The organism is Mesorhizobium sp. B2-3-11 (genome assembly GCF_006442215.1).
GTDB lineage: Bacteria > Pseudomonadota > Alphaproteobacteria > Rhizobiales > Rhizobiaceae > Mesorhizobium > Mesorhizobium salmacidum.
Window position 1 is genome coordinate 76532 of the sequence record NZ_VFVS01000007.1, and the last position, 25633, is coordinate 102164.

At 63.0% G+C, this 25633-nt stretch carries 30 protein-coding genes and 2 tRNA genes; 19 read left to right on the forward strand and 13 right to left on the reverse strand.

The genetic code is table 11. The features are described 5' to 3' along the window. Positions 1-135: 135 nt before the first annotated feature. The 3 genes from FJ960_RS11930 (at position 136) to FJ960_RS11940 (ending at position 3057) form a co-directional block, all read left to right on the forward strand. On the forward strand, positions 136-1149 hold the full coding sequence (locus FJ960_RS11930) for an ABC transporter substrate-binding protein (protein WP_140714077.1): 1014 nt from the start codon (positions 136-138) through the stop codon (positions 1147-1149). Positions 1150-1309: 160 nt separating this feature from the next. Further along, the gene (locus tag FJ960_RS11935; protein ID WP_140714079.1) at positions 1310-2164 is read left to right on the forward strand and encodes an ABC transporter ATP-binding protein; all 855 of its coding nucleotides are present in this window, start codon (positions 1310-1312) and stop codon (positions 2162-2164) included. Positions 2165-2178: 14 nt separating this feature from the next. Beyond that, positions 2179-3057: an ABC transporter permease gene (locus FJ960_RS11940; protein ID WP_015318444.1), complete on the forward strand. Its 879-nt coding sequence runs from the start codon at positions 2179-2181 to the stop codon at positions 3055-3057. A gap of 45 nt (positions 3058-3102) precedes the next feature. Here FJ960_RS11940 and FJ960_RS11945 read toward each other — a convergent pair whose 3' ends face one another. Both FJ960_RS11945 and FJ960_RS11950 read right to left on the reverse strand, forming a co-directional pair. Beyond that, positions 3103-4455, reverse strand: coding sequence for a sensor histidine kinase (locus tag FJ960_RS11945; RefSeq protein ID WP_140714080.1), 1353 nt, complete (start codon positions 4453-4455; stop codon positions 3103-3105). A 12-nt stretch (positions 4456-4467) separates the two neighbouring features. Further along, entirely contained in the window at positions 4468-5145 is a 678-nt protein-coding gene (locus tag FJ960_RS11950; protein WP_140714082.1) for a response regulator, read from the reverse strand. Between the two features lie 623 nt (positions 5146-5768). Between FJ960_RS11950 and FJ960_RS11955 the strand changes: the two genes are divergently transcribed. Both FJ960_RS11955 and FJ960_RS11960 read left to right on the forward strand, forming a co-directional pair. Continuing rightward, positions 5769-6002 (forward strand): DUF680 domain-containing protein, encoded by a 234-nt coding sequence (locus FJ960_RS11955; protein ID WP_140714084.1) that lies wholly within the window; start codon positions 5769-5771, stop codon positions 6000-6002. Positions 6003-6222: 220 nt separating this feature from the next. After that, positions 6223-6465 carry a DUF680 domain-containing protein gene (locus tag FJ960_RS11960; RefSeq protein WP_140714086.1) on the forward strand — a complete coding sequence of 81 codons (243 nt, stop codon included), beginning with the start codon at positions 6223-6225 and terminating at the stop codon, positions 6463-6465. Positions 6466-6502: 37 nt separating this feature from the next. Here FJ960_RS11960 and FJ960_RS11965 read toward each other — a convergent pair whose 3' ends face one another. Genes FJ960_RS11965 through purM form a run of 3 tightly spaced genes read right to left on the reverse strand, consistent with a single transcriptional unit; the run spans position 6503 to position 8847 of the window. Then, on the reverse strand, positions 6503-7012 hold the full coding sequence (locus tag FJ960_RS11965) for a histidine phosphatase family protein (protein ID WP_140714088.1): 510 nt from the start codon (positions 7010-7012) through the stop codon (positions 6503-6505). A 15-nt stretch (positions 7013-7027) separates the two neighbouring features. Further along, a complete protein-coding gene (purN, locus tag FJ960_RS11970) occupies positions 7028-7741 on the reverse strand; it encodes a phosphoribosylglycinamide formyltransferase (RefSeq protein WP_140714090.1) in 714 nt (237 codons plus the stop codon). Next, positions 7738-8847 carry a phosphoribosylformylglycinamidine cyclo-ligase gene (gene purM / locus FJ960_RS11975; protein WP_027144488.1) on the reverse strand — a complete coding sequence of 370 codons (1110 nt, stop codon included), beginning with the start codon at positions 8845-8847 and terminating at the stop codon, positions 7738-7740. Before purM ends, purN begins: the two co-directional genes overlap by 4 nt. A 209-nt stretch (positions 8848-9056) precedes the next feature. Here purM and FJ960_RS11980 point away from each other — a divergent pair, with 209 nt between their 5' ends. From FJ960_RS11980 to FJ960_RS12000, 5 genes are all read left to right on the forward strand, one after another. After that, positions 9057-9611 (forward strand): CDP-alcohol phosphatidyltransferase family protein, encoded by a 555-nt coding sequence (locus FJ960_RS11980; protein WP_140714092.1) that lies wholly within the window; start codon positions 9057-9059, stop codon positions 9609-9611. Further along, positions 9586-10866: an AI-2E family transporter gene (locus FJ960_RS11985; RefSeq protein WP_246672735.1), complete on the forward strand. Its 1281-nt coding sequence runs from the start codon at positions 9586-9588 to the stop codon at positions 10864-10866. Before FJ960_RS11980 ends, FJ960_RS11985 begins: the two co-directional genes overlap by 26 nt. Position 10867: 1 nt before the next feature. Continuing rightward, a complete protein-coding gene (gene hdaA, locus FJ960_RS11990) occupies positions 10868-11572 on the forward strand; it encodes a DnaA regulatory inactivator HdaA (protein ID WP_140714094.1) in 705 nt (234 codons plus the stop codon). A gap of 328 nt (positions 11573-11900) precedes the next feature. Beyond that, positions 11901-12158: a type II toxin-antitoxin system prevent-host-death family antitoxin gene (locus tag FJ960_RS11995; RefSeq protein WP_140714096.1), complete on the forward strand. Its 258-nt coding sequence runs from the start codon at positions 11901-11903 to the stop codon at positions 12156-12158. Beyond that, a complete protein-coding gene (locus FJ960_RS12000) occupies positions 12155-12538 on the forward strand; it encodes a type II toxin-antitoxin system VapC family toxin (protein WP_140507454.1) in 384 nt (127 codons plus the stop codon). The genes FJ960_RS11995 and FJ960_RS12000 overlap by 4 nt, the downstream gene beginning before the upstream one ends. A gap of 30 nt (positions 12539-12568) precedes the next feature. Here FJ960_RS12000 and FJ960_RS12005 read toward each other — a convergent pair whose 3' ends face one another. Beyond that, positions 12569-12850 (reverse strand): hypothetical protein, encoded by a 282-nt coding sequence (locus tag FJ960_RS12005; protein ID WP_140507452.1) that lies wholly within the window; start codon positions 12848-12850, stop codon positions 12569-12571. A gap of 121 nt (positions 12851-12971) precedes the next feature. Continuing rightward, a tRNA-Pro gene (locus tag FJ960_RS12010) sits at positions 12972-13048 on the reverse strand. A gap of 124 nt (positions 13049-13172) precedes the next feature. Here FJ960_RS12010 and FJ960_RS12015 point away from each other — a divergent pair. Further along, a complete protein-coding gene (locus FJ960_RS12015) occupies positions 13173-13478 on the forward strand; it encodes an ETC complex I subunit (RefSeq protein WP_015318428.1) in 306 nt (101 codons plus the stop codon). 47 nt (positions 13479-13525) lie between these two features. Beyond that, positions 13526-13602: transfer RNA gene (locus FJ960_RS12020), tRNA-Arg, on the forward strand. Between the two features lie 10 nt (positions 13603-13612). Here FJ960_RS12020 and FJ960_RS12025 read toward each other — a convergent pair. Continuing rightward, positions 13613-13921 (reverse strand): hypothetical protein, encoded by a 309-nt coding sequence (locus tag FJ960_RS12025; protein WP_140714098.1) that lies wholly within the window; start codon positions 13919-13921, stop codon positions 13613-13615. Between the two features lie 80 nt (positions 13922-14001). Here FJ960_RS12025 and FJ960_RS12030 point away from each other — a divergent pair, with 80 nt between their 5' ends. The 5 genes from FJ960_RS12030 (at position 14002) to FJ960_RS12050 (ending at position 19225) form a co-directional block, all read left to right on the forward strand. Next, positions 14002-14874 carry a ferritin-like domain-containing protein gene (locus tag FJ960_RS12030; RefSeq protein WP_140714314.1) on the forward strand — a complete coding sequence of 291 codons (873 nt, stop codon included), beginning with the start codon at positions 14002-14004 and terminating at the stop codon, positions 14872-14874. A gap of 594 nt (positions 14875-15468) precedes the next feature. Continuing rightward, positions 15469-15690 (forward strand): hypothetical protein, encoded by a 222-nt coding sequence (locus FJ960_RS12035; protein ID WP_140507507.1) that lies wholly within the window; start codon positions 15469-15471, stop codon positions 15688-15690. 200 nt (positions 15691-15890) lie between these two features. Beyond that, the gene (locus tag FJ960_RS12040) at positions 15891-16679 is read left to right on the forward strand and encodes a GGDEF domain-containing protein (protein WP_140714100.1); all 789 of its coding nucleotides are present in this window, start codon (positions 15891-15893) and stop codon (positions 16677-16679) included. 205 nt (positions 16680-16884) lie between these two features. Next, a complete protein-coding gene (locus FJ960_RS12045) occupies positions 16885-17847 on the forward strand; it encodes a glycosyltransferase family 4 protein (RefSeq protein WP_140714102.1) in 963 nt (320 codons plus the stop codon). Positions 17848-17998: 151 nt separating this feature from the next. Further along, a complete protein-coding gene (locus FJ960_RS12050) occupies positions 17999-19225 on the forward strand; it encodes an anion transporter (RefSeq protein ID WP_140714104.1) in 1227 nt (408 codons plus the stop codon). Between the two features lie 21 nt (positions 19226-19246). Here the strand turns inward: FJ960_RS12050 and FJ960_RS12055 are convergent, their stop codons facing one another. From FJ960_RS12055 to FJ960_RS12075, 5 genes are all read right to left on the reverse strand, one after another. Next, positions 19247-19570: a cupredoxin family copper-binding protein gene (locus tag FJ960_RS12055; protein ID WP_181165964.1), complete on the reverse strand. Its 324-nt coding sequence runs from the start codon at positions 19568-19570 to the stop codon at positions 19247-19249. Then, positions 19567-20091 carry a DUF4142 domain-containing protein gene (locus tag FJ960_RS12060; protein ID WP_027144478.1) on the reverse strand — a complete coding sequence of 175 codons (525 nt, stop codon included), beginning with the start codon at positions 20089-20091 and terminating at the stop codon, positions 19567-19569. Before FJ960_RS12060 ends, FJ960_RS12055 begins: the two co-directional genes overlap by 4 nt. Positions 20092-20197: 106 nt before the next feature. After that, a complete protein-coding gene (locus FJ960_RS12065; RefSeq protein ID WP_181174215.1) occupies positions 20198-20884 on the reverse strand; it encodes an RNA polymerase sigma factor in 687 nt (228 codons plus the stop codon). Between the two features lie 126 nt (positions 20885-21010). After that, a complete protein-coding gene (locus tag FJ960_RS12070) occupies positions 21011-22090 on the reverse strand; it encodes an HPP family protein (RefSeq protein WP_140714106.1) in 1080 nt (359 codons plus the stop codon). Between the two features lie 206 nt (positions 22091-22296). Further along, complete coding sequence (locus FJ960_RS12075; RefSeq protein ID WP_140714108.1) at positions 22297-23484, reverse strand: cystathionine beta-lyase; 1188 nt, start codon at positions 23482-23484, stop codon at positions 22297-22299. 348 nt (positions 23485-23832) lie between these two features. Between FJ960_RS12075 and FJ960_RS12080 the strand changes: the two genes are divergently transcribed. Further along, entirely contained in the window at positions 23833-24468 is a 636-nt protein-coding gene (locus tag FJ960_RS12080) for a DUF1326 domain-containing protein (RefSeq protein WP_140507436.1), read from the forward strand. Positions 24469-24477: 9 nt separating this feature from the next. Further along, a complete protein-coding gene (locus FJ960_RS12085) occupies positions 24478-25338 on the forward strand; it encodes a DUF2182 domain-containing protein (RefSeq protein WP_140714110.1) in 861 nt (286 codons plus the stop codon). Positions 25339-25633: the final 295 nt, after the last annotated feature.

Genomic DNA, 25633 nt, shown 5'->3' on the forward strand with positions numbered 1-25633 from the left:
TGGCTGAAAGCCAGCTGAAAGCTTGGGCATGCAATTGATTCATTGCGGCGTTCGCCGCGTGACCGGTGCGGGAGTGGCCGGCAGGAGGAATGCGGCGCAGCCTGGATGGCGCGCCGCCCAGGTGGAGGAAGTTACATGACCGGTTTGATCTCGAAGTGCATCTTGCGTTCGGCGGCGCTGACGCTCGCCATTGTCGGCACGGGCGCGACCGCGGCGTCCGCCGCGGACAAGATCACCATCATCGTCGGAGGCATGGAAAAGCAGATTTACCTGCCGGCCGTGCTCACCCAGCAGCTCGGCTACTTCAAGGATGAGGGGCTCGATGTCGAACTGATCAACTCGCGAGCCGGCGTCGAGGCCGAGAATGAATTGCTGGCCGGCGCCGTGCAGGGCGTTGTCGGCTTTTACGATCACACTGTCGACCTACAGTCAAAGGGCAAATACATCCAGTCGATCGTCCAGTTCAGCCAGGCCCCTGGCGAGGTCGAACTGGTCTCCGCCAAGCACCCGGAGATCAAGTCGCCGGCCGACTTCAAGGGCGCCACGCTGGGCGTCACCGGACTTGGGTCGTCGACCGATTTCCTGACCCAATATCTTGCCGTCCGCAGCGGCCTGAAGCCGGGTGATTACACGCTGCTGCCGGTCGGCGCCGGCAATACCTTCATCGCCGCCGTCAAGCAGGACCAAATTCAGGCCGGCATGACCACGGAGCCGACCATCGCGAAATTGCTCAAGACCGGCGAGGCCAAAGTCCTGGTCGACATGCGCACGCCCGAAAAGACCAAGGAAGCGCTGGGCGGCGACTATCCTGCGGCATCCTTCTACGTCCAGTCTTCCTGGGTCGAAGGCCACAAGGACGAAGCACAGAAGCTCGCCAATGCCTTCGTCAAGACGATGAAGTTCATCGCCGGCCATTCGGCCGAGGAGATCGCCGACAAGATGCCGAAGGACTATTACGCCGGCAACAAGGATCTCTATATCCAGGGGCTCGCCGGCGGCAAGGCGATGTTCACGCCCGACGGACGCATGCCGGCCGATGGCCCCGAGACGGTGCTGAAAGTTCTGTCGACCTTCTCCAAGAGCCTGCAGGGCAAGCAGATCGACCTGTCGAAAACCTTCACGACGGAATTCGTGGACGCCGCCAAGTAGGCAGGCAGGCGAGGCGGGTTACCCGGTTCGCTCTTGAGGAACAACAAGTTGCGCCGCTGGCCTGAATCGATTTGGCAGCGGCGCGCCTACCGATGTCGAGAGATGGCGACCACAGTTTTGGCCGCAGGGCATTCTCGCATCATCGCCACAGGAGTATGCCATGCAAGTGCAAACGATGGCGGCTGAGAAGTTGTCTCAGGCCGCGCCGCCGGCCGATGCCGCGATCGCCATCGATGATGTGACGCTACGCTTCGTCACGCCCGACGGCCATATGATGACGGCGATCCGCGACTTCACCATGACGGTGGCGCGTGGCGAATTCGCCTGCGTCGTCGGGCCGACCGGCTGCGGCAAGTCGACGACGCTCAACCTCGTCACCGGCCTGCTGCGGCCGACCACAGGTCATGTCCGCGTCATGGGCAAACCGGTCACCGATATCAGCCGCGACATCGGTTTCGTCTTCCAGGCCGATGCGCTTTTTCCCTGGCGAAGCGTCATCGACAATGTCGCCGCCGGTCCGCTTTATCGCGGGATCGCCAAGGCGCAGGCCTATGATCGGGCCCGCGACTGGATCGCCCGCGTCGGCCTCGGCCGCTTCGAAAAACATTATCCGCACCAGCTTTCGGGCGGCATGCGCAAGCGCGTCGCCCTTGCCCAGACCTTCATCAACCAGCCGAAGATTCTGCTTATGGACGAGCCGTTCAGTGCGCTCGACATGCAGACGCGCACGGCCATGCAGGACGAATTGCTCGGCCTGTGGTCGGAACAGAAATCCTCCGTCGTCTTCGTCACCCACGATCTGGAGGAGGCGGTGGCGCTGGCCGACAAGGTCTATGTGCTCACCGCCGGGCCGGGAACGGTCAAGAGCGTCTACCGCATCGACCTGCCGCGTCCGCGTGTCATGGCCGACATCCGTTACGACCCGAAATTCGTCGAGATCGCCAAGGTGATCTGGAACGACCTGCGCGAAGAAGTGCAGCTCGGCCAGAGCCGCACCTTGCAGAGCGGGCATTGAGAGGAGACACCAACATGACCGCTATTTCTCCCACCGCTTCCCATGCCGCCGTCCGCGATGCCTCCATTGCCGTTGCCGAGGCCCGGGCGAGGGCCCGGCTGCGCCGCCGCCATGCTTTGGTCATCGGCCTGCGCCTGGCTATCCTCGTTGCGTTCCTTGGCCTGTGGGAACTCGGCGCCGACTATAACATCATCGACCCGTTCTTCTTCGCCAGCCCCTCGGGCATCTGGGAACAGATCTGGTCCTGGATCACCGAGGGCACCTCGCAGGGACCGCTCTGGCTGCAGATCTATGTGACGCTGGAGGAAACCTTCCTCGGCTTCGCCATCGGCGCACTGGGCGGCATCGCCGCCGGCATCATTCTCGGCCGCAACCGGCTGCTGGCCGATGTCTTTTCGATCTACATCAAGATCGCCAATTCCGTGCCGCGCGTCGTGCTCGGCTCTGTCTTCATCATCGCGCTCGGCCTAGGCATGGCCTCGAAAGTGGCGCTCGCCGTGGTGATGGTGTTCTTCGTCGTTTTCGCCAACGCCTTCCAGGGGGTTCGCGAGGCCGACAGGGCGATGATCGCCAACGCCCAGATCCTCGGTGCCTCGCCGTTCCAGATCACCCGCACCGTCATTATCCCGTCGGCGATGAGCTGGATCCTGGCCAGCCTGCATGTCAGCTTCGGCTTTGCCTTGGTCGGCGCCGTGGTCGGCGAATTCCTCGGCGCCAAGCAAGGCATGGGCCTGCTGATCTCGACCGCGCAGGGCGCCTTCAACGCCAATGGCGTCTTCGCCGCCATGATCATCCTGGCGGTTATGGCGCTGGTGGTGGAATTCATCATCACTCGCTTCGAGAACTATGTCGTCAAGTGGCGGCCGGCGCCGTTCAACGAGCAGGGCACCTGATTTTGTTCCGAGGACAATCCGAGCCCGCGCTGGGCGCGGGTCGGTTCAGGCCAGGGGCAACCTGACCTCGACCACCAGACCGCCGGCCGCGCCATCCCCGAGGGTGACGCGGCCGCCGGCATTCTCGACAACCTCGCGCACGATGGCGAGGCCCAGGCCGCTGCCTTCCTCGGTCGAACCGGCGATGCGATAAAAGCGCTCGAACACGTGATCCCGCTCTTCGGCAGGGATGCCGGGCCCTTCATCGGCTACCGTCAACACGGCTTCGCTATCGATGGCGGCCAGCTTCACCGTCACGCTGGCGCCTGCCGTCGAGTAACGCAGCGCGTTGTCGACAAGATTGACGATCATCTCGCGCAGCATGGTGCCGTCGCCAATGACTGCAACCGGCCCTGTTTCCTCCAGCCCGAGATCGATCTTGCGGGCGATCGCCGCGGGCGCCTGCGTTTCCAGTACATGGCGGGCGGCTTCTGTCAGGTCGATGCGATCGGCGCGTGGCCGCCGGCTGCCAGGCTCGGCACGCGACAGGGTGAGCAATTGTTCGGCCAGCCGCGCCAGCTTGCCGGAGCTGGCCTGCAGCGCCACCAGCGCTTCCTGGCGCGCATCGGTGGCGGTTTCGCGTAGCGCATAGCTTGCCTGCGTCGATAGCAGCGCCAGCGGCGTGCGCAATTGATGTGCGGCATTGGCGATGAAACGGCGCTGCGCTCCCATCTGCGCGCGCACCCGTTCCATGTAGGCGTTGAGCGCCTCTATCAGAGGCCGGATTTCGCTCTGCGCGCCCGGCACGTCAACCGGATCGAGGTCGCTTCGGCTTGGCGAACGCACCGCGTCGCGCAGGCTCATCAATGGCGCCAGGCCGCGGCGCAGGCCAAGCAGCACGAACACGCCGGCGATCGCCACGAGCGCCAGTTGCTGGACGAAGGCGCTGAGCCACAGCCGCCTCACCATCGCATCATGCCCGGAGAGCGTTATGCCCACGGTGACCGTTATGGGGGAATCGCCGCCGGCGCCGATCACCGCGTGGCTGAGCGTCAAGAGCCGCAACATATGGTCGCGATAGCTCGCCTCGACGCTCGCATGCCGCGGCGCTTGCGGCAAATCGGGGTAACCGGTCAGCAACCGTCCTCCGGCGGTCTCGACGCGATAGTAGACGCTGTCGCGATCGCCGGTATCGAACATCTCGATCGCCGCCGGCGGGATGGTGGCATCGAGTACGCCATCGGCCATGGCGACCTGCTCGGCGATGGCGCGGGCCGAGCCGACCAGCATGCGGTCGGTGACCAGATCGGCGGTCGCCAGAGCGTTGCGCTGGCTGGTCCACAGATTGATGGTCGCAAGCCCGGCCAGGGGGAGCACGACCCAGGCCAGCAATTGCAGGCGCAGGCTGTTAGTCTTCATAGCGCCAAATCATCATGGCGCCAGATCATCGTGGCGCAAGAGATAGCCGAGGCCGCGCAAAGTGGTGATCTGGACCCGCGAGCCTTCAAGCTTCTTGCGCACACGGTGCACATAGATCTCGATGGCGCTTGGATCGGCGTCGGTCTCGAAGTCATAGATCGCCGCGGACAAGGCGGCCTTGCTCACGGTGCGTCCTGCCTTGATCATCAACTGCTCGAGCACGGCATGTTCGCGCGGCGTCAATGCCAACGTCTCGCCGCCGAGCGAAAACAGCCTGGTGTTGGTGTCGAAGACGAGGTCGCCGCAGGCAACGACCGGTGCCGTCCGGTCATTGGCGCGGCGCAGTTGGACGCGGATGCGTGCTTCGAGTTCCTCGATCTGAAAGGGCTTCGGCAGATAGTCGTCGGCGCCTTCGTTGAGGCCTTTGACTCGGCCATCGAGGCTGGCATTGGCAGTCAGTACGATCACCGGCACCCGGTTGCCGCGTGTTCGCAGCATACGCAGCACTTCCAGTCCACCCATGCGAGGCAGCGCAAGATCGAGAATGACAAGCGCGTGGTCGCCGGCGGCGAGCGCATGCTCGACATCCTCGCCGTCATGGACGATGTCGACGACATAATTCGCCTGGCGCAAGGTCTTGCCTAGCCAGTCCGCCAGTTCGCGATTGTCCTCCACAAGCAGCAATCGCATGTCTATTGCCGTTCCAGCATCCGCCCACTTTCGGTCTCAACGGCCGCCTCGGGCTCGATTGGCGGGCCCATTCGGCAATCGGACCCGAAATGATCGATAGTCTCGATCGCAACGCAAGGCAAATGCGGCTTGGCCGCGGTCGGGATCCGATTTTTGTCGGGCCAAGGCATCTGGGGCCGCTGATCCCTTCAAGCATCGCATGACGACAAAGAGCGGTGGGCCTGGCCCGCCGCTCTTTTTTTTTGGCAGAGCGGCCGGTTGAGCCAACCGGGCCGGCCATGCCGGACAACCATCGAGCGGGCGCAGCCCGCGTGCTGATCACGGATCGAACCAGTCGGTTCAATTAATGTTGACGAGCCGTGAGCGCAGCGCGAATCGGAGCTCGGCGAAATACAATGCAATGCCCCGTGAGATCTTCAGTAAAAATCTGTTATTGCTGATGAAAATCGTCTTATTTTCAAATTCGTTGTTGACCTTTGAGGTCCGGAATCTGGCCGTGAAGGAACATCTTCGTGATTGGAAGCCGGCGAACGAAAAACCCACTTCCAGGTGGTCCGAGCGACGCGAAGTCCTCCCAAGGCACGCCACTTGACGGACAGACCAGAACTATTGGAGTAAAGAAAATGAACAGGATCGCACTTACCGCCGCCGCCATTCTCGTTGCCATGGGCAGCGCCTTCGCCGGCAGCGACCACTATGGCTCGGACAACGTCAATCAGCCGGCTGTCACCGCGCCTGCGGATAGGATCGACCACAGCTATACGGCTTCGATCCGCAAGCCGGTCGAACACCGCGGTTTCAAACTGACGCCCGACTCTAATCAGCCGGATCCCGGCCAGGGCAACTGGGGCCGCTGATCCCGCGCGGGGCCTCGACTAACTCGACGTCAAAGAGCGGTGGGCCTGGCCCGCCGCTCTTGTTTTTTTGGATGAGCCCTGGGCATTGGCCGTATCAGCCGATCTTCGCAGTCGGCAAAAACATTTCACGGTCAGGAATAAAACCAGGCTGCTTCTGGTCTTGTCCCCAGCGGAACCGTCCTCCCAAGACGCCGCCCAACGAATGAACCTGGAGATTGAAATGAACAGACTTGCTCTCGCTGCCGCCGCTATGCTCGTCGCAACCGGAGGTGCACTCGCCGGCAGCGACCATTATGGCTCGGACAATGCCAGCCAGCCGGTCGCCCCGGTCGCCGGCGTGGACCACGCCGCCACCGGCGCCGTCGACGACAACACGAATATGACCAGGCACAAGGCTGCCGACACCAAGATCAAGCCCGGCATCGACTGGCCGGAGCCCGGCCAGGGCATATGGGGCAACTGATGTCAGGGGTGCGGCAGGTCTGATCTGCCGCACCCGTCTAGCTCAGATCCTTCGGCCGCAGACAGTGCGTCAGCCGGGCGGCCGACAGGGCAGACCAATCGTGTTCAAAGACGAAGCGCGCGAGGGCTGCTGTCGGAAACTTTTGCTCGAGCCTCTTGCGCGCTTTCGCCTCCGATCCCGATCCGGCAAGCTGTTTTGCCAGATCCTCCAGGCCTGGATTGTGGCCGAGAACCAGCAGGCAGCCGCTCGACGGGTCTGCTTTGCGTACCTGGCTCAGAATATCCGCCGCTGGAGCATCGTAAAGCGCCTGGGCAAACGCGACCCGAGGCTGCGCCGGCAGTTCCGCCGCCACCAGCCGCCACGTATCGCGGGTGCGCAGCGCCGGTGACACCAATGCAAGGTCCGGCAGCCAGTCGCGCGCGGCAAGCTCGCGACCGATCAATCGGGCTGCCTTCAACCCACGTTCCGCGAGCGGCCGGTCGAAATCATCGAGATCAGGATCATCCCAGCTCGATTTGGCATGGCGTAGGAGGAGCAGCTGTTTCATCGCCGTGTCCTCGGCTTAAGGCGTGATCCGCGCCAGCTGCTCGAGATCGGCCTCCTCGCGCAGCGGGTCGGGTGCCATCACCACCGAGGTGCCGTTGTCGGCATCGTCGGCAAAGTGGGCGAGCACGGCGCGGCCCTCCTCCATGCGCGCCTTGCCTTCGGCCACCAGTCCAAGCGCCAGCGGATAGAGCCGATGCTCGGCCTTCAGTACCCGGGCAGCCAGCGTATCGGTATTGTCGCCGACCATCACCGGCACCGCAGCCTGGGCGATAATGGGGCCGTCATCCATCTCGGATGTCACGAAATGCACCGTGCAGCCATGGATGCGGATACCGGCGGCCAGCGCGCGGGCATGGGTATCGAGCCCTTTGAAGGCCGGCAGCAGGGCAGGGTGGATGTTGATCATGCGGCCCTGCCATTTCTGGACAAAGCCGGGGGTCAGGATGCGCATATAGCCCGCCAGCGCCACGATGTCGGCATTGAAGGCCGCGAGTGCCGCGTCGATCGCCGCGTCATGCGCCTGCTTGCTGCCGTGGGCGGCGCGCAAAATGACCTGTGTGGCGATGCCGCGTGCCCTGGCTATGACGAGGCCGGCGGCGTCAGCCTTATCGGAGATGACGCCTGCGATCTCGGCAGGGAAGGACGGGTCGCTGGCCGCCGCGATCAGCGCGGTCATGTTGGAGCCGCGCCCCGAAATCAGCACGACTGTGCGTTTCCTCCGCGCGCTCATAGGCCGATCGAGCCCCGATAGATGACGCCGGCGTCGCGGCGCGGCACGATGCGGCCGATCGGCGTCACCGTCTCGCCGGCTTCCTGCAGGACGGCCGCAACCTGCGCCGCCTGACCCGAAGCGACAGCCAAAATCATGCCGATGCCGCAGTTGAAGGTGCGCATCATCTCTTCCGGCGCCACGCCGCCGGTCTTGGCCAGCCAGGAGAACACCGGCGGCACGTCGATGGCTTCGAGGTCGAGCTCGGCCGAGAAATCCTTGGGCAGCACGCGCGGGATGTTTTCCGGGAAGCCGCCGCCGGTGATGTGCGCCAGCGCCTTGATGCCGTGCGTGTTGCGGATCGCCTTGAGGAGCGATTTCACGTAGATGCGGGTCGGCTCGAGCAGCGCCTCGGCCAGCGTCGCCTCGTCGTTGAACGGCGCCGGATCGCTCCACGCCAGGCCGCTTGCGGCAACGATGCGGCGCACCAGGGAAAAACCGTTGGAATGGAGGCCGGAGGAGGCAAGGCCGAGCAGCACGTCGCCTTCGACGATGTCGTCGGTGGGCAAAAGCTGCCCGCGTTCGGCCGCGCCCACCGCAAAGCCGGCAAGGTCATAGTCCTTGCCGTGATACATGCCGGGCATTTCGGCGGTCTCGCCGCCGATCAGCGCGCAGCCGGCCTGGCGGCAACCCTGCGCGATGCCGCCGACGATCGCGGCACCCTGTTCGGGATCGAGTTTGCCGGTGGCGAAATAGTCGAGGAAGAACAGCGGCTCCGCGCCCTGCACGACGATGTCGTTGACGCACATGGCGACGAGGTCGATGCCGATCGTGTCGTGCTTGCCGGCATCGATGGCGATCTTGAGCTTGGTGCCGACGCCGTCATTGGCGGCGACCAGCACCGGATCGGTGAAACCGGCGGCCTTGAGATCGAACAGGCCGCCGAAGCCGCCGATCTCGCCATCCGCGCCTGGCCGGCGCGTTGCGCGCACCAGCGGCTTGATCTTCTCCACCATGAGATTGCCGGCGTCGATGTCGACGCCGGCCTCGGCATAGGTGAGCCCGTTTCTGCGCTTGGCCGTTTTGTTCTGGCCCGTTTTATGCTGGCCGGTTTCGCGCTTGCTCATCGCAATGTTCCTGCTCGTTTGCGGGCTCTTCGCATGAACGGTTTCGGTCCGCAAGGATAACGGCCGAACCGGGCGCCGTTTGGTTGACAAAAGCGTGGATAGCCGGGGCATCGCGCACTGCGTCTGCCGCTGGCCCGTCCTGCTTCTCCCTTGCCTCGGCCCTCCATCTCCCTCATCTATCTCGAGGCATAATACGGCGGGACAATGCGTTGACCATCCCCAACCTGATCACCATCCTGCGCTTTGTGCTGGTGCCTGCCGTGGTGCTGGCCATGTTGCAGGCACGTTGGGAATGGGCTTTTGCCGGCTTCGTCGTTGCCGGCCTTTCCGACGGTGTCGACGGTTTCATCGCGCGCCGCTTCAACCAGCAGTCCAGGTTCGGCGCCTATCTCGATCCGATCGCCGACAAGCTGCTTTTGGTTTCGGTGTTCGTCGTCATGGGCTTCATCGGGCAATTGCCGCTGTGGCTGGTCGTCACCATGGTGTCGCGCGACGCGCTGATCGTGTGCGCTGTCCTGTTGTCCACGGTGATCGGCCATCCCGTCGAGATAAAGCCGTTTCTGGTGTCGAAGGCCAATACCGCCATACAGATCGCGCTGGCGGCGGTTGTGCTGGGCGAACTCGCCTTTGCCGGGCACCTCGACCCTCTGCGGCCCACCCTCATATTGCTGTCCTGGGTCTTGACCGTGGCTTCGGCCGCGGCCTATCTCGTGGCTTGGCTGAGGCATATGAACGGCTATGGCGAAGGCGGTAAATCAGGCTGACAAGCCCATCGACGGCAAGGCTGCCCGCAAGCCGGCCGCCCCCAAAGCGGTGGCGCGGGGCAAAGCCGTGGACGACCAGACGGTCGTCGTAGTGCCGGCCGGCGAGACGGCGGCTGAGGCCGAGGCGTCGGCCACGTTCCGCCGCCAGATCTTCTTCTGGCTGGCGGGTGCCGCGATCCTGGCGCTTTTTCTTTATGTCTTCAGCGCCATCCTGCTGCCCTTCGTCGCCGGCATGGTGCTTGCCTATTTCCTTGATCCGGTCGCCGACCGGCTGCAACGGCTCGGCCTCAGCCGCTTCATGGCGACCGTGGTCATCCTCATCACCTTCCTCATCGTGCTGGTGCTGGCCTTCGTCATCCTGATTCCGGTGCTGGCGACGCAGATGGCCGATTTCGCCGGCAAGCTGCCGGAGTACCTGACGCGGCTGCAGAGCTTGATCACCTCCTTTGATCCGAAGTGGCTGGAACAGAAATTCGGCGTCAACGCCAATGGCCTGCGCGACGGGTTGAACTCGCTGCTGACCTCCGGTTTCGGCCTGCTCACCACGGTTTTCACTTCGATCTGGAGTTCGGGCGTGGCGCTGGTCTCGGTGGTCAGCCTGTTCGTGGTGACGCCCGTGGTTGCCTTCTACATGCTGCTCGACTGGGATCGCATGGTGGCGGTCATCGACAGCTGGGTGCCGCGCGACAACGTGGCGACGGTCCGCGCCATCGCACGCGACATCAACACCGCCACCGCTGGCTTCGTGCGTGGCCAGGGCACGCTCTGCCTGGTGCTGGCCGCCATGTATGCCACCGGCCTGACGCTGACGGGGCTGAACTTCGCCATCCTCATCGGCCTGTTCGCCGGGCTGATCTCCTTCATCCCCTATGTCGGCTCATTGACCGGGCTGGTGCTGGCCGTCGGCGTTGCCTTCGTCCAGTTCTGGCCGGACTGGACGATGATTGTCGCCGTTGCCGTGGTCTTCTTTATCGGCCAGTTCGTCGAAGGCAACATCCTGCAGCCCAGGCTGGTTGGCAAAAGTGTCGGCTTGCATCCGGTGTGGCTCATGTTCGCGCTGTTCGCCTTCGGCGCGCTGTTCGGTTTTGTCGGCCTGTTGATTGCTGTTCCTGCATCCGCGGCGGTTGCCGTTCTGGTGCGGTTTGCCATCGCCCGCTATCTGGAATCGCCGCTCTACAAGGGCCACGCGACGGCACCCGCGCCGACGTTGCCGGCCGATCGCGGTGGCGGCCATCGCACACAACCGCGTCGTTGACGTGACTGCCCAGCGAACCGATCCGCCGCGCCAACTGCCGCTCGATCTCGGCCACGGCACCGGTTACTCGCGCGACGAGCTGGTCGTCTCCGGCACCAACAATCAGGCGGCCGCACTGGTCGACCGCTGGCCGAATTGGCAAGCACCAGTGGTGGTGCTGGCAGGCCCCGCTGGTTCGGGCAAAACGCATCTGGCCTCGATCTGGCGTGCTCGCGCCAACGCGGTGGCCGTCGACGCCAGGCGCATGGGTGACAGCATCGCCAATCTCGGTGCGGGGCCGGCGCTGATCGACGATGTCGATAGCGGCGCGGTCGATGAGCAAGGCCTGTTCCATTTGATCAATACCGTGCGCGGTGCTGGCTCGACACTGCTTCTGACGGCGCGGCGCTTTCCGTCGGCCTGGGGCGTCAAGCTGCCCGATCTTGCCTCGCGGCTGAAGGCGGCGGCGACCGTCGAGATCCACGAGCCTGATGATCTCTTGCTCGCCGGCGTCATCACCAAGCTGTTCGCCGACCGGCAGGTCGAGGTCGAGCCGCATGTCGTGCAGTATCTGGTGCGGCGCATCGAGCGTTCGCTGGCAACCGCGATGCGTGTGGTGGAGCGCCTGGATCGCACCGCGCTGGAGCGCAAGATGCCGATCACAAGGGCACTGGCCGCCGAGACCGTGAGCGCCATGGACGAGGGGCAGGGTGAGTTCGAGATTTGATGGCTTCAGGGCTCCAGCGATTCTCCGTCTCCACCTCTGTCCCGTTTTGGCACACAAGATTGGCACCGGTCTTGCAGCGCGAGGTTGCCGGCTAACCCCGGTCCTGATTGCGTTCCAAATCAGGTTGTAGGCTCGCCGGGATGAGGCGGTTGGGGTTCTCGCCCGGCGAGCTTGCCTTTAAGAATGTATCGAGCGGGTGCCGCCGCAGCGGACATTCACCCAACAACACTGACCAGTCGCATCGTCGAAACTCTTGAAATGGACCATTCGATGGTCTATTTTTCCGTTGAAAGATTTGGACCACAGAATGGTCCGTGCGGAGTGATCGATGCAGGTATCCGTCACCGACGCCAAGGGACAGCTGACCGAACTGGTGCGCCGCGCGGAGGCGGGCGACGAGGTTATTCTGACCCGCCACGGTCATGCGGCCGTGCGGCTGGTTCCCATCAAGGCAATGCCCGGAAAGGGAGCTCGCCGGGCGCTTCTGGAAGCCGCGCGCACTGCCGGGGCGGCCAAGGCGAAGGCGGGGCCATCCGCCGCTCGTAGCCAGGATTTCCTTTATGGCGAAGACGGCATGCCCGAGTGATCGCGGTCGATACCTCTGCACTTATGGCGATCGTACTTGATGAGCCTCGGGCCGCCGCTTGCATCGCCGCGATCGAAGCCGAAGATGACCTCCTGATTTCCGCCGGCACCGTCGCCGAGGCGCTGATCGTAGCCGCCCATCGTGGCATCGCTGCCGAGCTATCCAGCCTGATTGATGGGCTTGGCTTCGAGGTTGTTGCGGTGACGCCGGCGTCAGCCAGGCGAATCGCGGAGGCTTATGCGCAATGGGGGAAGGGCATCCATCCGGCCGCGCTCAATTTCGGCGATTGCTTCTCCTATGAAGTGGCGAAGGAGCACGCTTGCCGGCTGTTGTATGTCGGGGCCGATTTTTCGAAAACCGATATCGAGGGTGTGCTCTGAACGTGGCGCCGTCAGCCGGTGAGCTTGCGGTCACAGCCATAGTCTGACGAAATGCCGGACCACTACATAGACGGCGGAATGCGCGGCGATGTAACAGGCCGCGACCAGCACGAACATCCCGATGCTGGCGGGCCAGGAATGGGAGGCGGCTATGCCCGGGGCCAGCCTGGCCTGTCTGCGGCTCTCGCGATTGTTCCACATCGCCAAGGCCGCGCAGGCGATCGCCCACGTCACCATGAACGGAACCGTCACGCCCGCATAGGCAAAATAGGCCGGCCCGAACAGCGACACCCAAGCATCGATCCCAAGCACCGCAAATCCCCCGTTTGCCGCAGCTTAAGCCGGCAATGGCGAGGGAAGCGAGCCTGAAATGGTGAAACGCGAATAAGGGCAAAACCCTTCGGTGCCATCGGCATCGCATTTTAGAGAGAAATGGTCGGAGTGGAGAGATTCGAACTCCCGACCCTCTGGTCCCAAACCAGATGCGCTACCAGGCTGCGCTACACTCCGAACGGTCTGTTGCCTATTCATTTCGGTGTTACATAGCAAGTGCAAAAACCTTGCCGCCGGTGCCAATGCGCAGTAATGACGGCCTACGGGCGGCGACGCTGCCTCGCACAACAAAGAGGTGGCCATGTCCGCGCGCATTTTCAGCCCAGCCAAAACCGCGATGCAGTCCGGCAAGGCCAAGACCGGCCATTGGGTGCTGGAATTCGATCCCGAGATGCGCAAGAAGATCGACCCGCTGATGGGCTACACCACCTCGGGAGACATGAGAAGCCAGATCAGGCTCACCTTCGACACGCGCGAAGAAGCGGTCGCCTACGCCGAAAAGGAAGGGCTTGCCTTCCGCGTCGAGGAGCCGAAAGAGACCAAGCGCCGCCAGATTTCCTATGCGGAGAATTTCCGCTATGACCGCAGGACGCCCTGGACGCATTGACCGGCGGCCAGCGCCAAGTATTTCAGCCGGCCCATTGGCCGGCCGACGGTCCCGTAGCTCAGCTGGATAGAGCACCGGCCTTCTAAGCCGATGGTCACAGGTTCGAATCCTGTCGGGATCGCCAACGTTTTCAGTTACTTAGTGCCGCTGTGGGTGAAAAGTTCCAACTCGGACGCGTAGCCGCTGTTGTGGAACGTCCAGCGCGTGTCGGTCAGGGTGGCGCAGCGCGCCGCGCCTTCCATGATGCGGTCTCGATCGCTGGCCGGCGGGCCGGGTCGGGCGCCATGCTCCCATCGCTTGAGGCACGCCGGCCGATGCGCACTGGTCTCGGATCGAGCCGGACCATTTTGAAACCCCCACGCACGCTTCAGAATGCCGGTCATAGCACCGAACGGGCTGTTCAATCCTCGATGCCTACAAAGTCCGAGCTTCTTCAGGAACATTCCTCCTATTGCGGAGTTGGGGCAGTTGGCCCGCGATCGGGTGCCAACAGGTGATGCCGGCGGGCTTTTGGGAGAAAGCTATGATACGTGCCATCCCCTCACTCCACCTTTCCCGTCGGCGGGCATTGCAATTTGGGCTGGGAGCCAGCCTCGCCGCGACGACGGGCGTGGCGCCAGTTTCTCGCGCCTATGCCCAGGAGAAAATGCAGGACGAAGACATTTTCCGTTTTGCGCTCAACTTGGAATACATGGAGGCCGAATACTACCTGCGCGGCACCACCGGAAAAGGCATTGACGCCGCCGATGCCGGTTCGAAACCCGGCGAGGTCGTTGGCGGAAAGAAAGTGTCGTTCGACACCCCAGCCATCGGCGAATTCATGCAGGAAGTTGCTGAAAACGAACTCGCGCACGTTCGGTTCTACCGCAAGACGCTGGGAAAGAACGCCGTCGACAGACCGGCCATCGATTTCGATACAGGATTCAAGGCTGTCGCGGAGGCAGCTGGCCTTGGACCGGACTTCGATCCCTTCGGCGACGAAACCAACTTCGTTCTCGGCGGCATGTTGTTCGAGGATGTTGGCGTCACCGCCTATGCCGGTGCTGCGACGGTTCTGAAGAACAAGGAATTCCTCGCCGCCGCTGCTGGCATATTGGCGGTCGAGGCTTACCATATGGGAATGGCGCGTTCCACCTTATACCGGAAGGGAGAGAAGGCCTGGAAGGCCGCCAACGCTGTCTCCGATGCACGAGACAAGATCGACGGGCCGGAAGACAAGGACCAGGGCATCCAGGTGAATGGCAGAGCCAACATCGTACCCTCGACTCCCGACGCGATCGCGTTCACCAGAACACCGCAGGAAGTGCTACGGATTGTGTATCTCACCGACAAGGACGGCGTCAGCAAGGGCGGCTTCTATCCGGAAGGAATGAACGGTACGCTGAAGAGCACCTGAGCCGTTCACGAGGGGATCAGATCGCGCAGGCGAGCTCAGGAGCGGCACTCGGGGCGCGCCTTCCTCATGGCGCGCCGCCGCTCAACCGCCGTCTGACGATGTGAACACTGCAGCCATAACGTCACAGTCATTCTCCTGATCGCCAATTCCATACCGAACGGTTATGCGAAGGCCAAGGGCGTCTAGCTTCGTCGTATAGTTCCAAGTTTCTTATTCTGCTCCACATGCTGCACAGTGTCGCAAGTTGGAACACTGCTGAGAAAGCTTCATGTTCTTTCGACCTTCTAAGCCGATGGTCACCGGTTCGAATTCTGTCGGGATTACCATTATTTCAATGGCTTACGCCGCATGACCTCACGCCGCCACTTGACCTTCACCCTTGCCTGTCAGTGCTGCCACGCCGTGTGATGGAAGCTGGAACAGGAGTTTCGGGCCCTTAGGGCTCTGGAATATTTCGTGATCTCGCCGTGTTGGAACCTTGGCCAAAACTGCGCGTTCGGGGGCTTGTATTCGTGGAGCCTCATAAAGGGCAATGTGCGGGCAAGCGAATGGGTGGGCAAAACAAGCACGGGTTGGGGGAGGAGAAACCAGGTTATGTCGAAACGTGAGATTGGAACGTCCCCTGCCTTGGGGCGGCGTATCGCCGACCTCAGGGCCCGAATGCAGGATGCCGAAATTTCCGGCCATGAAATGAAAATCTTTCACAAGGTCGCGGCCATCATGGGAGCTGGCGGCGATTCCTTGCAACTGGATGCCGACGACCTGATCGCGGCATCCTTCGTCGCCGAGGCGGTTGGGCCGGCGTCCACCCGCTGACTTCGGAATTGCTCCCGCTCCGAGATGCGGAGAGTAAATTTGCTTCCACGACCGGGACACGGCCGCGATTGGGCGATCGTGCCCCGCTCCCGGCCATCTGATCTCTTCTCCCCGTCATCCGATGTCGAATTGAAAGGAAAGTCTTATCATTTTGTTTGCGTTGGCACGTCATAGTAGGGACGGCTAACGGAGTGGAAGGGATGAAGCTGGACCTGTCGCCGACCAGCTGGGGCAGGGTGATCGCCGTCACCGGCGCCGGCACGGCATTCTTTATCGCCGTGGCGTTTTTCGTCGATTCGTTCAATTTCCCCTATCTTTCGCCCGAATCTGTCTGGCGCGCGAAGCTGACCGACCTACTGCTGCCCTTGGTGCTGGGTGGCTCGTTTCTGTTTTTCCTGATGTGGAAGATCCGCCAGCTGGCGATAGCCCAGCGCGACCTCAGCGTCATCGCCGCGACGGACAGCCTGACGGCGGTGCTGAACCGCGGCGCCTTCTCGATGCTGGTCGAGGCCTATCTCGAGCAGACCAGCAAGCAGGAAGAGACCCGTTCCGGCGCGCTGCTGATCATCGATGCCGACCACTTCAAGTCGATCAACGACCGCCTCGGCCATGATTGCGGCGACAAGGCGCTCAAACTGATCGCGCAGGCGATCAAGGGTCAGCTGCGTGGCGGCGACATCGTCGGCCGGATCGGCGGCGAGGAGTTCGGCGTATTCCTTCCCGGTGTCGACCCCTCGCAATCCTGGCTGGTTGCCGAAGGCATCCGCCGACGGATACGCGAAATGGACTTTTCCCCAGGCGGCCGCTCCTGCCCGCTTTCGGTCAGCATCGGCGGCACCAGCTTCAGCGGGCCGACCACCTACGAGGCAATATTCTCCGCCGCCGACAGACGGCTTTATGCCGCCAAGTCGAACGGGCGCGATCAGGTCAGCTTCGATCCGGCGGAAGCCTCCCTGGTGTCTCTGCCCAGCATCGCTACCGTCCACTGACTGCGGCCTCGCAGTGCACCGGCCGCTTCCTTGACGCCTGCTTGTCTGTGTGCTTCCTCCGGGCAAGCAATGTAGGAAGTATCGCCGGAAATAGTCCTGCCTCTTAAGTCCCTCGATCGTGCGGTTCGCGGGTACGGCACGACCCTTGGGTGCAGGCAATGAATGGCGAAACGCGCCGGGATAGAACCCAGTAAGCACCGCGATCATGATCCATTTATTCAACGGCTTTCAGAACCCGTTTGGCGGCAGTGAGCGCGAAACCCTGGAGTTGTATCGGCTGTTGAGCGCCGGCTCGCAGGTGCGCCTCTGGGCAACCTCGTCGCGCCTATCCGAAGACCTGATGCGGGAATTTCCGATACGCCGCGTCTCACCGGCAACACGCAATGTGCCGGATGGCGGCACCTATGTCTTTCTTGGCGCGCATTGGCACAACAAGATGTGGCCTTATCTGGTCCCGCGGCCGCACCGGCTGATCTATGTCTTCAACACCTTTCATCCCAAGATCATCGCTCTGACGACACGCAGGCCGCGCCTGCTGGGTTGGCCCGCTGCCGAACTGGTGCTGATCTCCGACTTTCAGAGGCGCATGCTGGAGGTCGAAGGCGTCGTCCATGCCTCGCCGATCGAGATCGAGCGCTTCTCGCCACTGCCGGCAAAGCCAAACGGTCCGTTCACCGTGGGGCGGCTGAGCCGCGACACGGCGGACAAGCATCACGCCGACGATGTGGCGCTCTATGAGGCGTTGCTTGGCGATGGCATCGCGGTGCGGATTCAGGGCGGCATGCCACTCAAGGACAGGCTTGCGCCGCATCCGCAACTCGAACTCCTGCCGCAGGGTGAATTTGTCGCAGAACAGTTCCTGCCGACGCTCGACGTGTTCTATTATCGCACCGGCTCCCATGTGGAGACGTTCGGCCGTGTGGTGTTCGAGGCGATGGCCTGCGGTTTGCCCGTGGTCTGCCATGCGAATGGCGGCTACGCCGACCACATCAGGCATGGCGAAAACGGCTTCCTGTTTGAAACGACGCAACAGGCGGCGCGAATCCTGGCGGATCTCAAAGCCGACCCGGGCCTGCGGGCGACGGTCGGCCGCAAGGCGCGGCAGACAGTCGAGCAGCTGTTTTCACCCCAGGCGTTGCAACAGCGGCTGGATTTCTACCGACGCTAGCGGCACCCGCGCCATCGGCCTTCAGATATTCTCCGCCAATAGTCCACGTAGCCGTTTGGCATCAATCCCGACATCGCGCTAAAGCTGGCATCACGTGAATCGCGGGCGGCCGGCATCGGTGCGCGGACAGATCAAGCAGGGCTTCTTACCGATGACGTTGACGGCCGCCGCGGCACTGCTGATCCTGGTCCTCACCTATGCCGGAGTCGCCATCGGCCGCATACCTGGCCTAAGGCTTGACCGGGCAGGCATTGCGCTGCTTGGCGGCGCGGCGATGATCGCCATCGGCGCGCTCAGCATGGAAGACGCCTATCGCGCCATCAATTTCGACACCATCACGCTTCTGCTCGGAATGATGATCGTGGTGGCGCATCTGAAGGTGTCGGGCGCCTTTCGCGGTCTCGGCGCAATCGCCATCGAGCACGCGCATGCGCCGTTCATGCTCCTGGTGATGGTGACGCTCCTGACCGGCGTGCTGTCGGCCTTCCTGGTCAACGACGCCATCTGCCTGGTCATGGCGCCGATCGTCGTTCACGTCACCCGCGTCATCAACCGCAACCCCATCCCCTATCTGATCGCTACCGCCACCGCGTCGAACTGCGGCAGCGTCGCCACCATCACCGGCAATCCGCAGAACATGGTCATCGGCGCGCTATCTGGCATTTCCTATCCGGCCTTTTCGGCGGCGCTCGCGCCGGTGGCCTTGTTTGGCCTTGTCGCCGTCATCGTCATTGTGCGCATCGTCTATCGCGCCGAATTCACCCGCAACGGCGAACTGACGCCACACATCTCGCGCGGCCGCATGCATCGCGGCCAGGTGCTCAAAGCGGTGGTCGTCTGCATCGGATTGGCGATCGCCTTCTTCGCCGGTGTTCCCGTAGCCAAGGCGGCGCTCATTGGCGGCGCCATTCTGCTGCTCACCCGCGCCATCAAGCCATCGCGCATCTACCGCGAGATCGACGGACCGCTGCTGTTCATGTTCGCGGGTCTGTTCGTGGTGGTTGCGGGCGCGGAAAAGACGCTGCTGACATCAGACATGATCGCCTCGGCCAAGAACATCGGGCTCGACGATGTCTGGAGGCTGTCGGGTTTCACCGCGGTTTTGTCCAACATCATGAGCAATGTTCCGGCCGTGCTGGCGCTCAGGCCATTTATCCCCGGCCTGGAGAACCCCGAGCGCGCCTGGCTGGTGGTGGCCATGAGTTCGACGCTGGCCGGCAACTTCACCTTGCTCGGCTCGGTCGCCAACCTGATCGTCGCCGAACAATCCAAGTCGGCAGGCACACCGTTGTCTTTCGGTGCCTTCTTCAAGGTCGGGCTGCCGCTGACGCTGATCACGCTCGCTTTCGGCACTGCCTGGCTGGCTATGATGTCCTGACCGGTCCTGCGGCTGGACCGGTCAGGGCGCCACATCGAGATGGCCCCTCATGTTCGGATGGAAGCGGCAGAAATAATCCACCGCGCCCGCTGTCTTGAGGGTCACTTGTCCCTTGGATTTCGGCGGCATCATCACGTCCCAGCCACCCTTCACGGTAGCCGTGTGGGCGACCACGTCCTTGTTCACCCATTCGATCGTGTCGCCGACTTTGGCCTGGAGGCTTGCCGGCGAATAGACGAGCCTGTCGATCGTCACCTGGATGGTTGCGGCCGCCGCCGGCGCCGCCGCAAAGGTCAGCGCCAGCATTGCCAGCCACGCCAGATGATCCAAGGCGCCCGCTTTCATTTCAGCATGCCGGCGACGTGTTCGGCATGCTGCTCGTGGCCCTGGAAGATCTTGAGGCCGGTCTCGAGCAGGCTCTTCAGCTCGGCATTGCTGGCCGAGGGAATGAGCAGGGTTTCGAGCGCGCCATCGACCTGCTTGTGATAAGCGACCTCGTTTTCGATATAGGCCTTGTCGAAGGCCGCGCCTTTCAGCTTGGCGAGCTTGGCGCGTTCCTCTTTCGCAGCCTTCGTCAGCGCCTGGCTGGTGGCGTTGTCCTCGGGCTTCACCTTGAGCTTCTTGACGAGGTCGAGCGCCTGCTTGTTCACCGCTTCGTGGTCGCGCTCCATGTCCTTGGCGAAATCGACGACCTCCTTGTTCTTCGATGTCTTGATCGCCTGCTTGGCCGCCTCGATGTCGAGGACGCCTGCCGTATAGGCGATATGGGCGATCTGCGGGTCGGTCGGCTTGTCGGCGGCTTGCGAGACCGGGGCAGCGCCGACGAGAAGCAGGGCGGCAAGGGCAACGGTATATCGGGTGAACATGGCATCCTCCTTGGCCCGGCCGCGAAGAGGCGCCGGGCTCAAATCTTTCAGTTGACGCTCATTGGATGCGGGGCGGAGAGAAACGTTCCCGGAAATCAGGACCGCATCATTCGAAGCCCAGCCGTTCCATCACCGCCCGGGTCAGTCGCTCGCAGCGCCGCCCGGCGAACGGGAAGGCATCGAGCAGCACAGGGCCGATTTCATCGTCCAGCGCCTTGCGTAGCAGGACACGGGCACGGTGCAGCCTCGTCTTGACGGTCTCCGGCCGGACGCCAAGCAAATCGGCGGTTTCTTCCATGCTCAGGCCCTCGATGATGCGGGCGACGAAGACCATGCGGTAAATGTCGGGCAAGTTGTCGGTCGCTCGTTCGACAAGTGCGAGAATCTGCCGCTGCGCCATCGCGCGCTCCGGATCATCGTTGGAATTGAGAGGAAACCGGATGATTTGCGCTTCCGGATTGTCAGGCATATCCGCTGTGCGACGCTTCTTGCGCAGGCGGCCAAGCGCTTCGTTGATGACGATGCGCGACAGCCAGGTGGCGAGCGTGGATTCGCCGCGAAAAGCCGCCAGGCTGGCGAAGGCGCGGACATAGGCCTCCTGGACGACATCCTCGGCTTCGGCGTCGTTGCGCAGAATGCCGCGCGCGATGCGGTAGAGCCTCTGGTTGTGTATTTTCATGATGGCGCGAAAAGCATTCGGCTCGCGCGCCTGCGTCTTGTGGACGAGCAGCATGTCGCCTGAAAGGCTTTCGGCAACCATGGGTGCCGTGGCGGGCGTTGCGAGCTTGCTCATCGCGACCGGATCTCCCAGAACACGCGCCTCTTCGAACAGGCGCCTCTTCAAACATGCGCTTGACTGCACATTGGATGCGCCTGCCGGCAAAAGGTTCCCGGATCAGCGGGATCCGGGCTCGCTATTCTAGGCCGCCGCCAATCCTTTGTCTGCTGTCTGCACGCGTGCGACGGCCGCCAGCAGGTCGGTCTGCGTGATCAGGCCGAGAATGCGCCGCTCGCCGTCGACGATCACCACGGCATGGCTGCGGCCGTCGGTCAGCGCCGGAAGCAGGCTCATCGCCGGCGTCTCGGGCGAGGCGGTGCCGGCTTTTGCCATCACGCTCTTCACCGTGTCGACGGCTTTCGTCAGCTCGCGTAGGCCGACAGCGCCAACCAGCCTTGCTTCGGCATCAACCACCGGCAAGGTGCGGATATTGTGATCAAGCAGTTGCCGGCGTGCCTCGTCGGCGATGGCCTGTTCGGGCACCGAAACCACGTCGCGCGACATGATGTCCTTGCACAGCAGCGTCCGGTGCGACCGCACCATGGCCTGCAATTCGACCTGTCGAAGCAGCCGTTCGAGGTCGTCGCGGTCGATATCGAAGGTCTCGTCGAGCGCCGTCAGCGCCGCGTCGATGTCCTCGGGCCGGAAACCGGCGCGCTGCTGAGCCGGGAGATCGGCGGTACCGTGGCTGTTGGCGGCCGGTGCCACGACATGCGGGTAGTTGCGCCGCGCCAGCTTGTGGAAAAGGAAACCCAGCGCCACCAGGATGGTCGAATTCAAGGCGACCGGCACGAACGGGAACAGGAAGCCCGCGCTGATGACGGCCGGCCCACCGAGCACCGCCGTCAGCGCGGCGGCGCCGCCTGGCGGATGCAGGCAGCGCGTGAACGACATCGCGGCGATGGCCAATGCCACCGCGAGGCCCGAGGCCATCACCGGATCATGGATGAAATGCGCGACGGTCACGCCGACCAGCGCCGATATGGAGTTGCCGCCGACGATCGACCAGGGCTGCGCCAACGGGCTCGCGGGCACAGCGAACAGAAGCACGGCGGATGCGCCCATCGGGGCCACCAGCAGGGCCACATGCGGGCCGCCGCCCATCGCCAGCCCGCTGATCACGCCGGTCAGCGCGATGCCGATCGTGGCGCCGATACACGCCAGGATGCGTTCACGCAGCGTCGCGCCGGCGAGGATGGGGACAAAAAGACGAAAGGCCATCGAGAAACTTTGCGAGGAATGGATCTGTCGAGGATGCGTGCGGCACGCAATGCAGCCGAATTCGCCGATTTGAAAGTCAAACAAATCCGTAAAGTCACGGCGCAGGAGAATAATATTGCGCGCCGGCTTTCGCCGGAGTGCTGACTGCGGCTCCCGCTTTGTCATCAGCGCCAAGGGCTTGCGACCTTTGCCGAGTCTGTTTGACGTCAGCCCGTGCGTGCCGCCGCCGTAAGTCCGCGCAGGATGTCGGCTTTCAAGTCGTCGACATCCTCGAGACCGATCTGCAGGCGGATCAACGGACCTTCGTAAGGGCCTTTCGCAACGACGCGGTCGCCAAGCCAGACCGGCACAGCGAGGCTCTCATAGCCGCCCCAGGAGTAGCCGAGACCGAAGATCTGCAGCGCGTCCAGGAAAGCGTGCTGCTCCTTCTGGCTGCCGCCGGCAAGCACGATGGAAAAGATGCCGCTCGAACCGCAGAAGTCGCGTTTCCATAGGGCGTGGTCCGGATGGCTGGGCAGGGCAGGGTGGAGCACGCGCGCCACGCCCTTCTGGCCTTCGAGCCACGACGCGATGGCGAGTGCGCTGCGCTGATGATGCTCGAGGCGCACGCCCATTGTGCGCAGGCCGCGCAGCACCTGATAGACATCGTCGGGGCCCGCACAGCAGCCAAGCGTGCAAAAGCTCTCGTAGAGCTGCGTCCAACAGGCCTCAGTGGCCGAGACCGTGCCGAGCAGCACGTCCGAATGTCCGGCAGGATATTTCGTCGCCGCGTGGATCGAGATGTCGATGCCATGGTCGAGCGGCCGGAAATAGAGCGGCGTCGCCCAGGTGTTGTCCATCATCACGATGGCGGCGGCCGCATGCGCCGCCTTGGCGATTGCCGGGATATCCTGCACCTCGAACGTATTGGAGGCCGGCGATTCGGTAAACACCACTTTGGTGTTCGGCTTGATCAACGCCGCGATGCCGGCGCCGACATTGGGAGCATAATACTCGACCTCGACGCCCAACCGCTTCAGCATCGTGTCGGCGAAGTTTCTCGTGGGGTGATAGACGGAATCGACGATCAGCAGATGGTCGCCCGCCGATACGAAGGCGAGCAGCGGAATGGTCACCGCCGCCAGGCCCGATGGCACCACGATGGTGCCGGCGGACCCTTCCAGCGCATCGATCGCCAGTGCAAGGGCATCGGTCGTCGGTGTGCCGCGCGTGCCGTAAGTGTATTTCTGGCTGCGTGCGGCCATCGCGGCGGCATTGGGGTACAGCACGGTCGAGGCATGCACCACCGGCGGATTGACGAAGCCGAAATAGTCGTGCGGGTTGTTGCCCGAATGGGCAAGCCGCGTGTTGATGCCCACCTTGCCGGAACCCTGCTCGCTGCCGTCTTTCGCCATTCTTGGTCGCCTTGTTTGACAAGGCGCTAGCCATAGTGCGGCGTCGTGGGCCGCGCAACAGCCCACTGTCCGCCAGGAATGGACTTCGAATATGCCAATTCCCGGGTCCGGAAGACAGCCAGGGCCTGCTCCTGAATCGGACCGGCCACACATGCGACCGTGCCTTGTCGGAAGCTTGGTCGTCAGCTGGTGAACCTATTGTAGCCGGCCGTGAAAAGTATATGCTAAACTGCTAATGTTAATCGCCGGATGCTTCGATCAGATGCTGCCGGATGGTTCTTGCCGGTAACCTCCTGGTCCCGATCCGGATATCGCGCTCATCGAGAGTGCGGCAAGGGGAGGAATGCCATGCCTGACACCAAATGGACAATGAAGGCGCGCGAATTCATCAACTGCAATTGCGCCTATGGCTGCCCGTGCCAGTTCAACGCCATGCCGACATATGGATTCTGCCAGGCCGTCGCCGGCATGGAGATCGAGACCGGCCATCACGGCGACACCAAGCTCGACGGGTTGCGCTTCGTCGGCATTTTCAGCTGGCCCGGCGCGATCCACCAGGGCAGGGGCGAGGCCGCGGTGGTTATCGACGAGCGGGCCAGCGAGGCCCAGCGTAATGCCCTGCTTCGAATACTGGGCGGTCAGGACACCGAACCGGGCGCGACCATATTCCAGGTCTTCTCGACCACGCTGGAGAAATTCCACGATCCGATCTTCGCCGCGATCGATTTCAAGGTCGACGTCGACGCGCGAACCGGGCGGCTGCATGTCAACGGCGTAACCGACGGCCATGGTGAACCGATCAAGAACCCGGTCACCGGCGCCGAGCACCGGGCGCGCATCGACCTGCCGCGCGGCTTCGAATACGCGATTGCCGAGGTCGGGCGCGGCTGGACCAAGGCAACGGGCCCGATCAAGTTCGAGGTGGCCGACACGCACAGCCATTTCGCCAATCTGCATCTCACGCAGAGCGGCATCGTGCATTGACCTGATGTAATGGGCGAGACGGCTCTCGAGGCAGTGCTGCGGCGCGACCGCGCGGTCGTGGCGGCCGCGCTCGTCGTGATTGCCGTTCTCGCCTGGGCCTATGTTGTTTGGCTCTCCACCGACGTGGTCATGTCTGGTGCTCTCGTATCGGACAGTGCGGCAGGCGGCATGGCCGGGATGGACATGTCGAACCTGGACATGGGGAGCATGGATATGGGTGCCGCCGTGGCGCCGGGTTTCCGGGCTTGGGCTTCGGCTGATTTCGTTTTCATCTTCACGATGTGGGCTGTGATGATGGTCGGCATGATGACGCCGTCGGTCGCGCCGATGTTGCTGCTCTATGCCGGCGTCGGCCGCAAGGCGCTGGCGGATGGCCGGCCTGTCGCTTCGACGGCATGGTTTTTTACCGGTTATCTCATCGTCTGGGTCGTCTTCAGCATCGTGGCCACCGGTGCGCAATGGCTGCTCGCCCGTTTCGCCTTGCTCAACCCCGCGATGGCGACCGGCAGTGCGGTCGTAGGTGGCCTCGTCCTCATCGCCGCCGGCCTTTATCAATGGACGCCGATCAAGGGCGTCTGCCTGCGCCAATGTCAGGCGCCGATAGCGTTCCTGGCGAGCCATGGTGGGTTCCGCACCACCGCGGCCGGCGCGCTTCGGCTCGGCATGGATCACGGCGCCTATTGTCTCGGCTGCTGCTGGGCGCTGATGGCCCTGCTGTTTGTCGGCGGTGTCATGAACCTCTTGTGGATCGCCGGCATCGCCTTCCTCGTTCTCCTGGAGAAGGTGGTCCCAACTGGGCAATTGATCCCGCGGGTCTCCGGTGCATTGATGGTTGCGGTCGGCGTCTTTCTCATCTTTCCGGCGCTTTGAGAGTGCGCACCGACTTTGTCCACAAGCAATATTGACCGGCAATCACGGGGTAATCGTCGGCCGAAGGGTATCACGTAACGTCAATGCATTTCGTGCTGAGGGCAGTAACGCTAAGGTATAGCCCGGAACGGATTTTACCGCACCGGGTCACATCCGCGTCAAATGAGCTTTGCCGAGTTAATTTGCGCTTCTGACTAAATCGCGGGCGCATCTGTCTGCAATTCAGGCATTTCAGCCAATCGATTTTCAAACCCGTTGCAATTCGGTCATTTTCCTTGACCTCACGGGAATTATC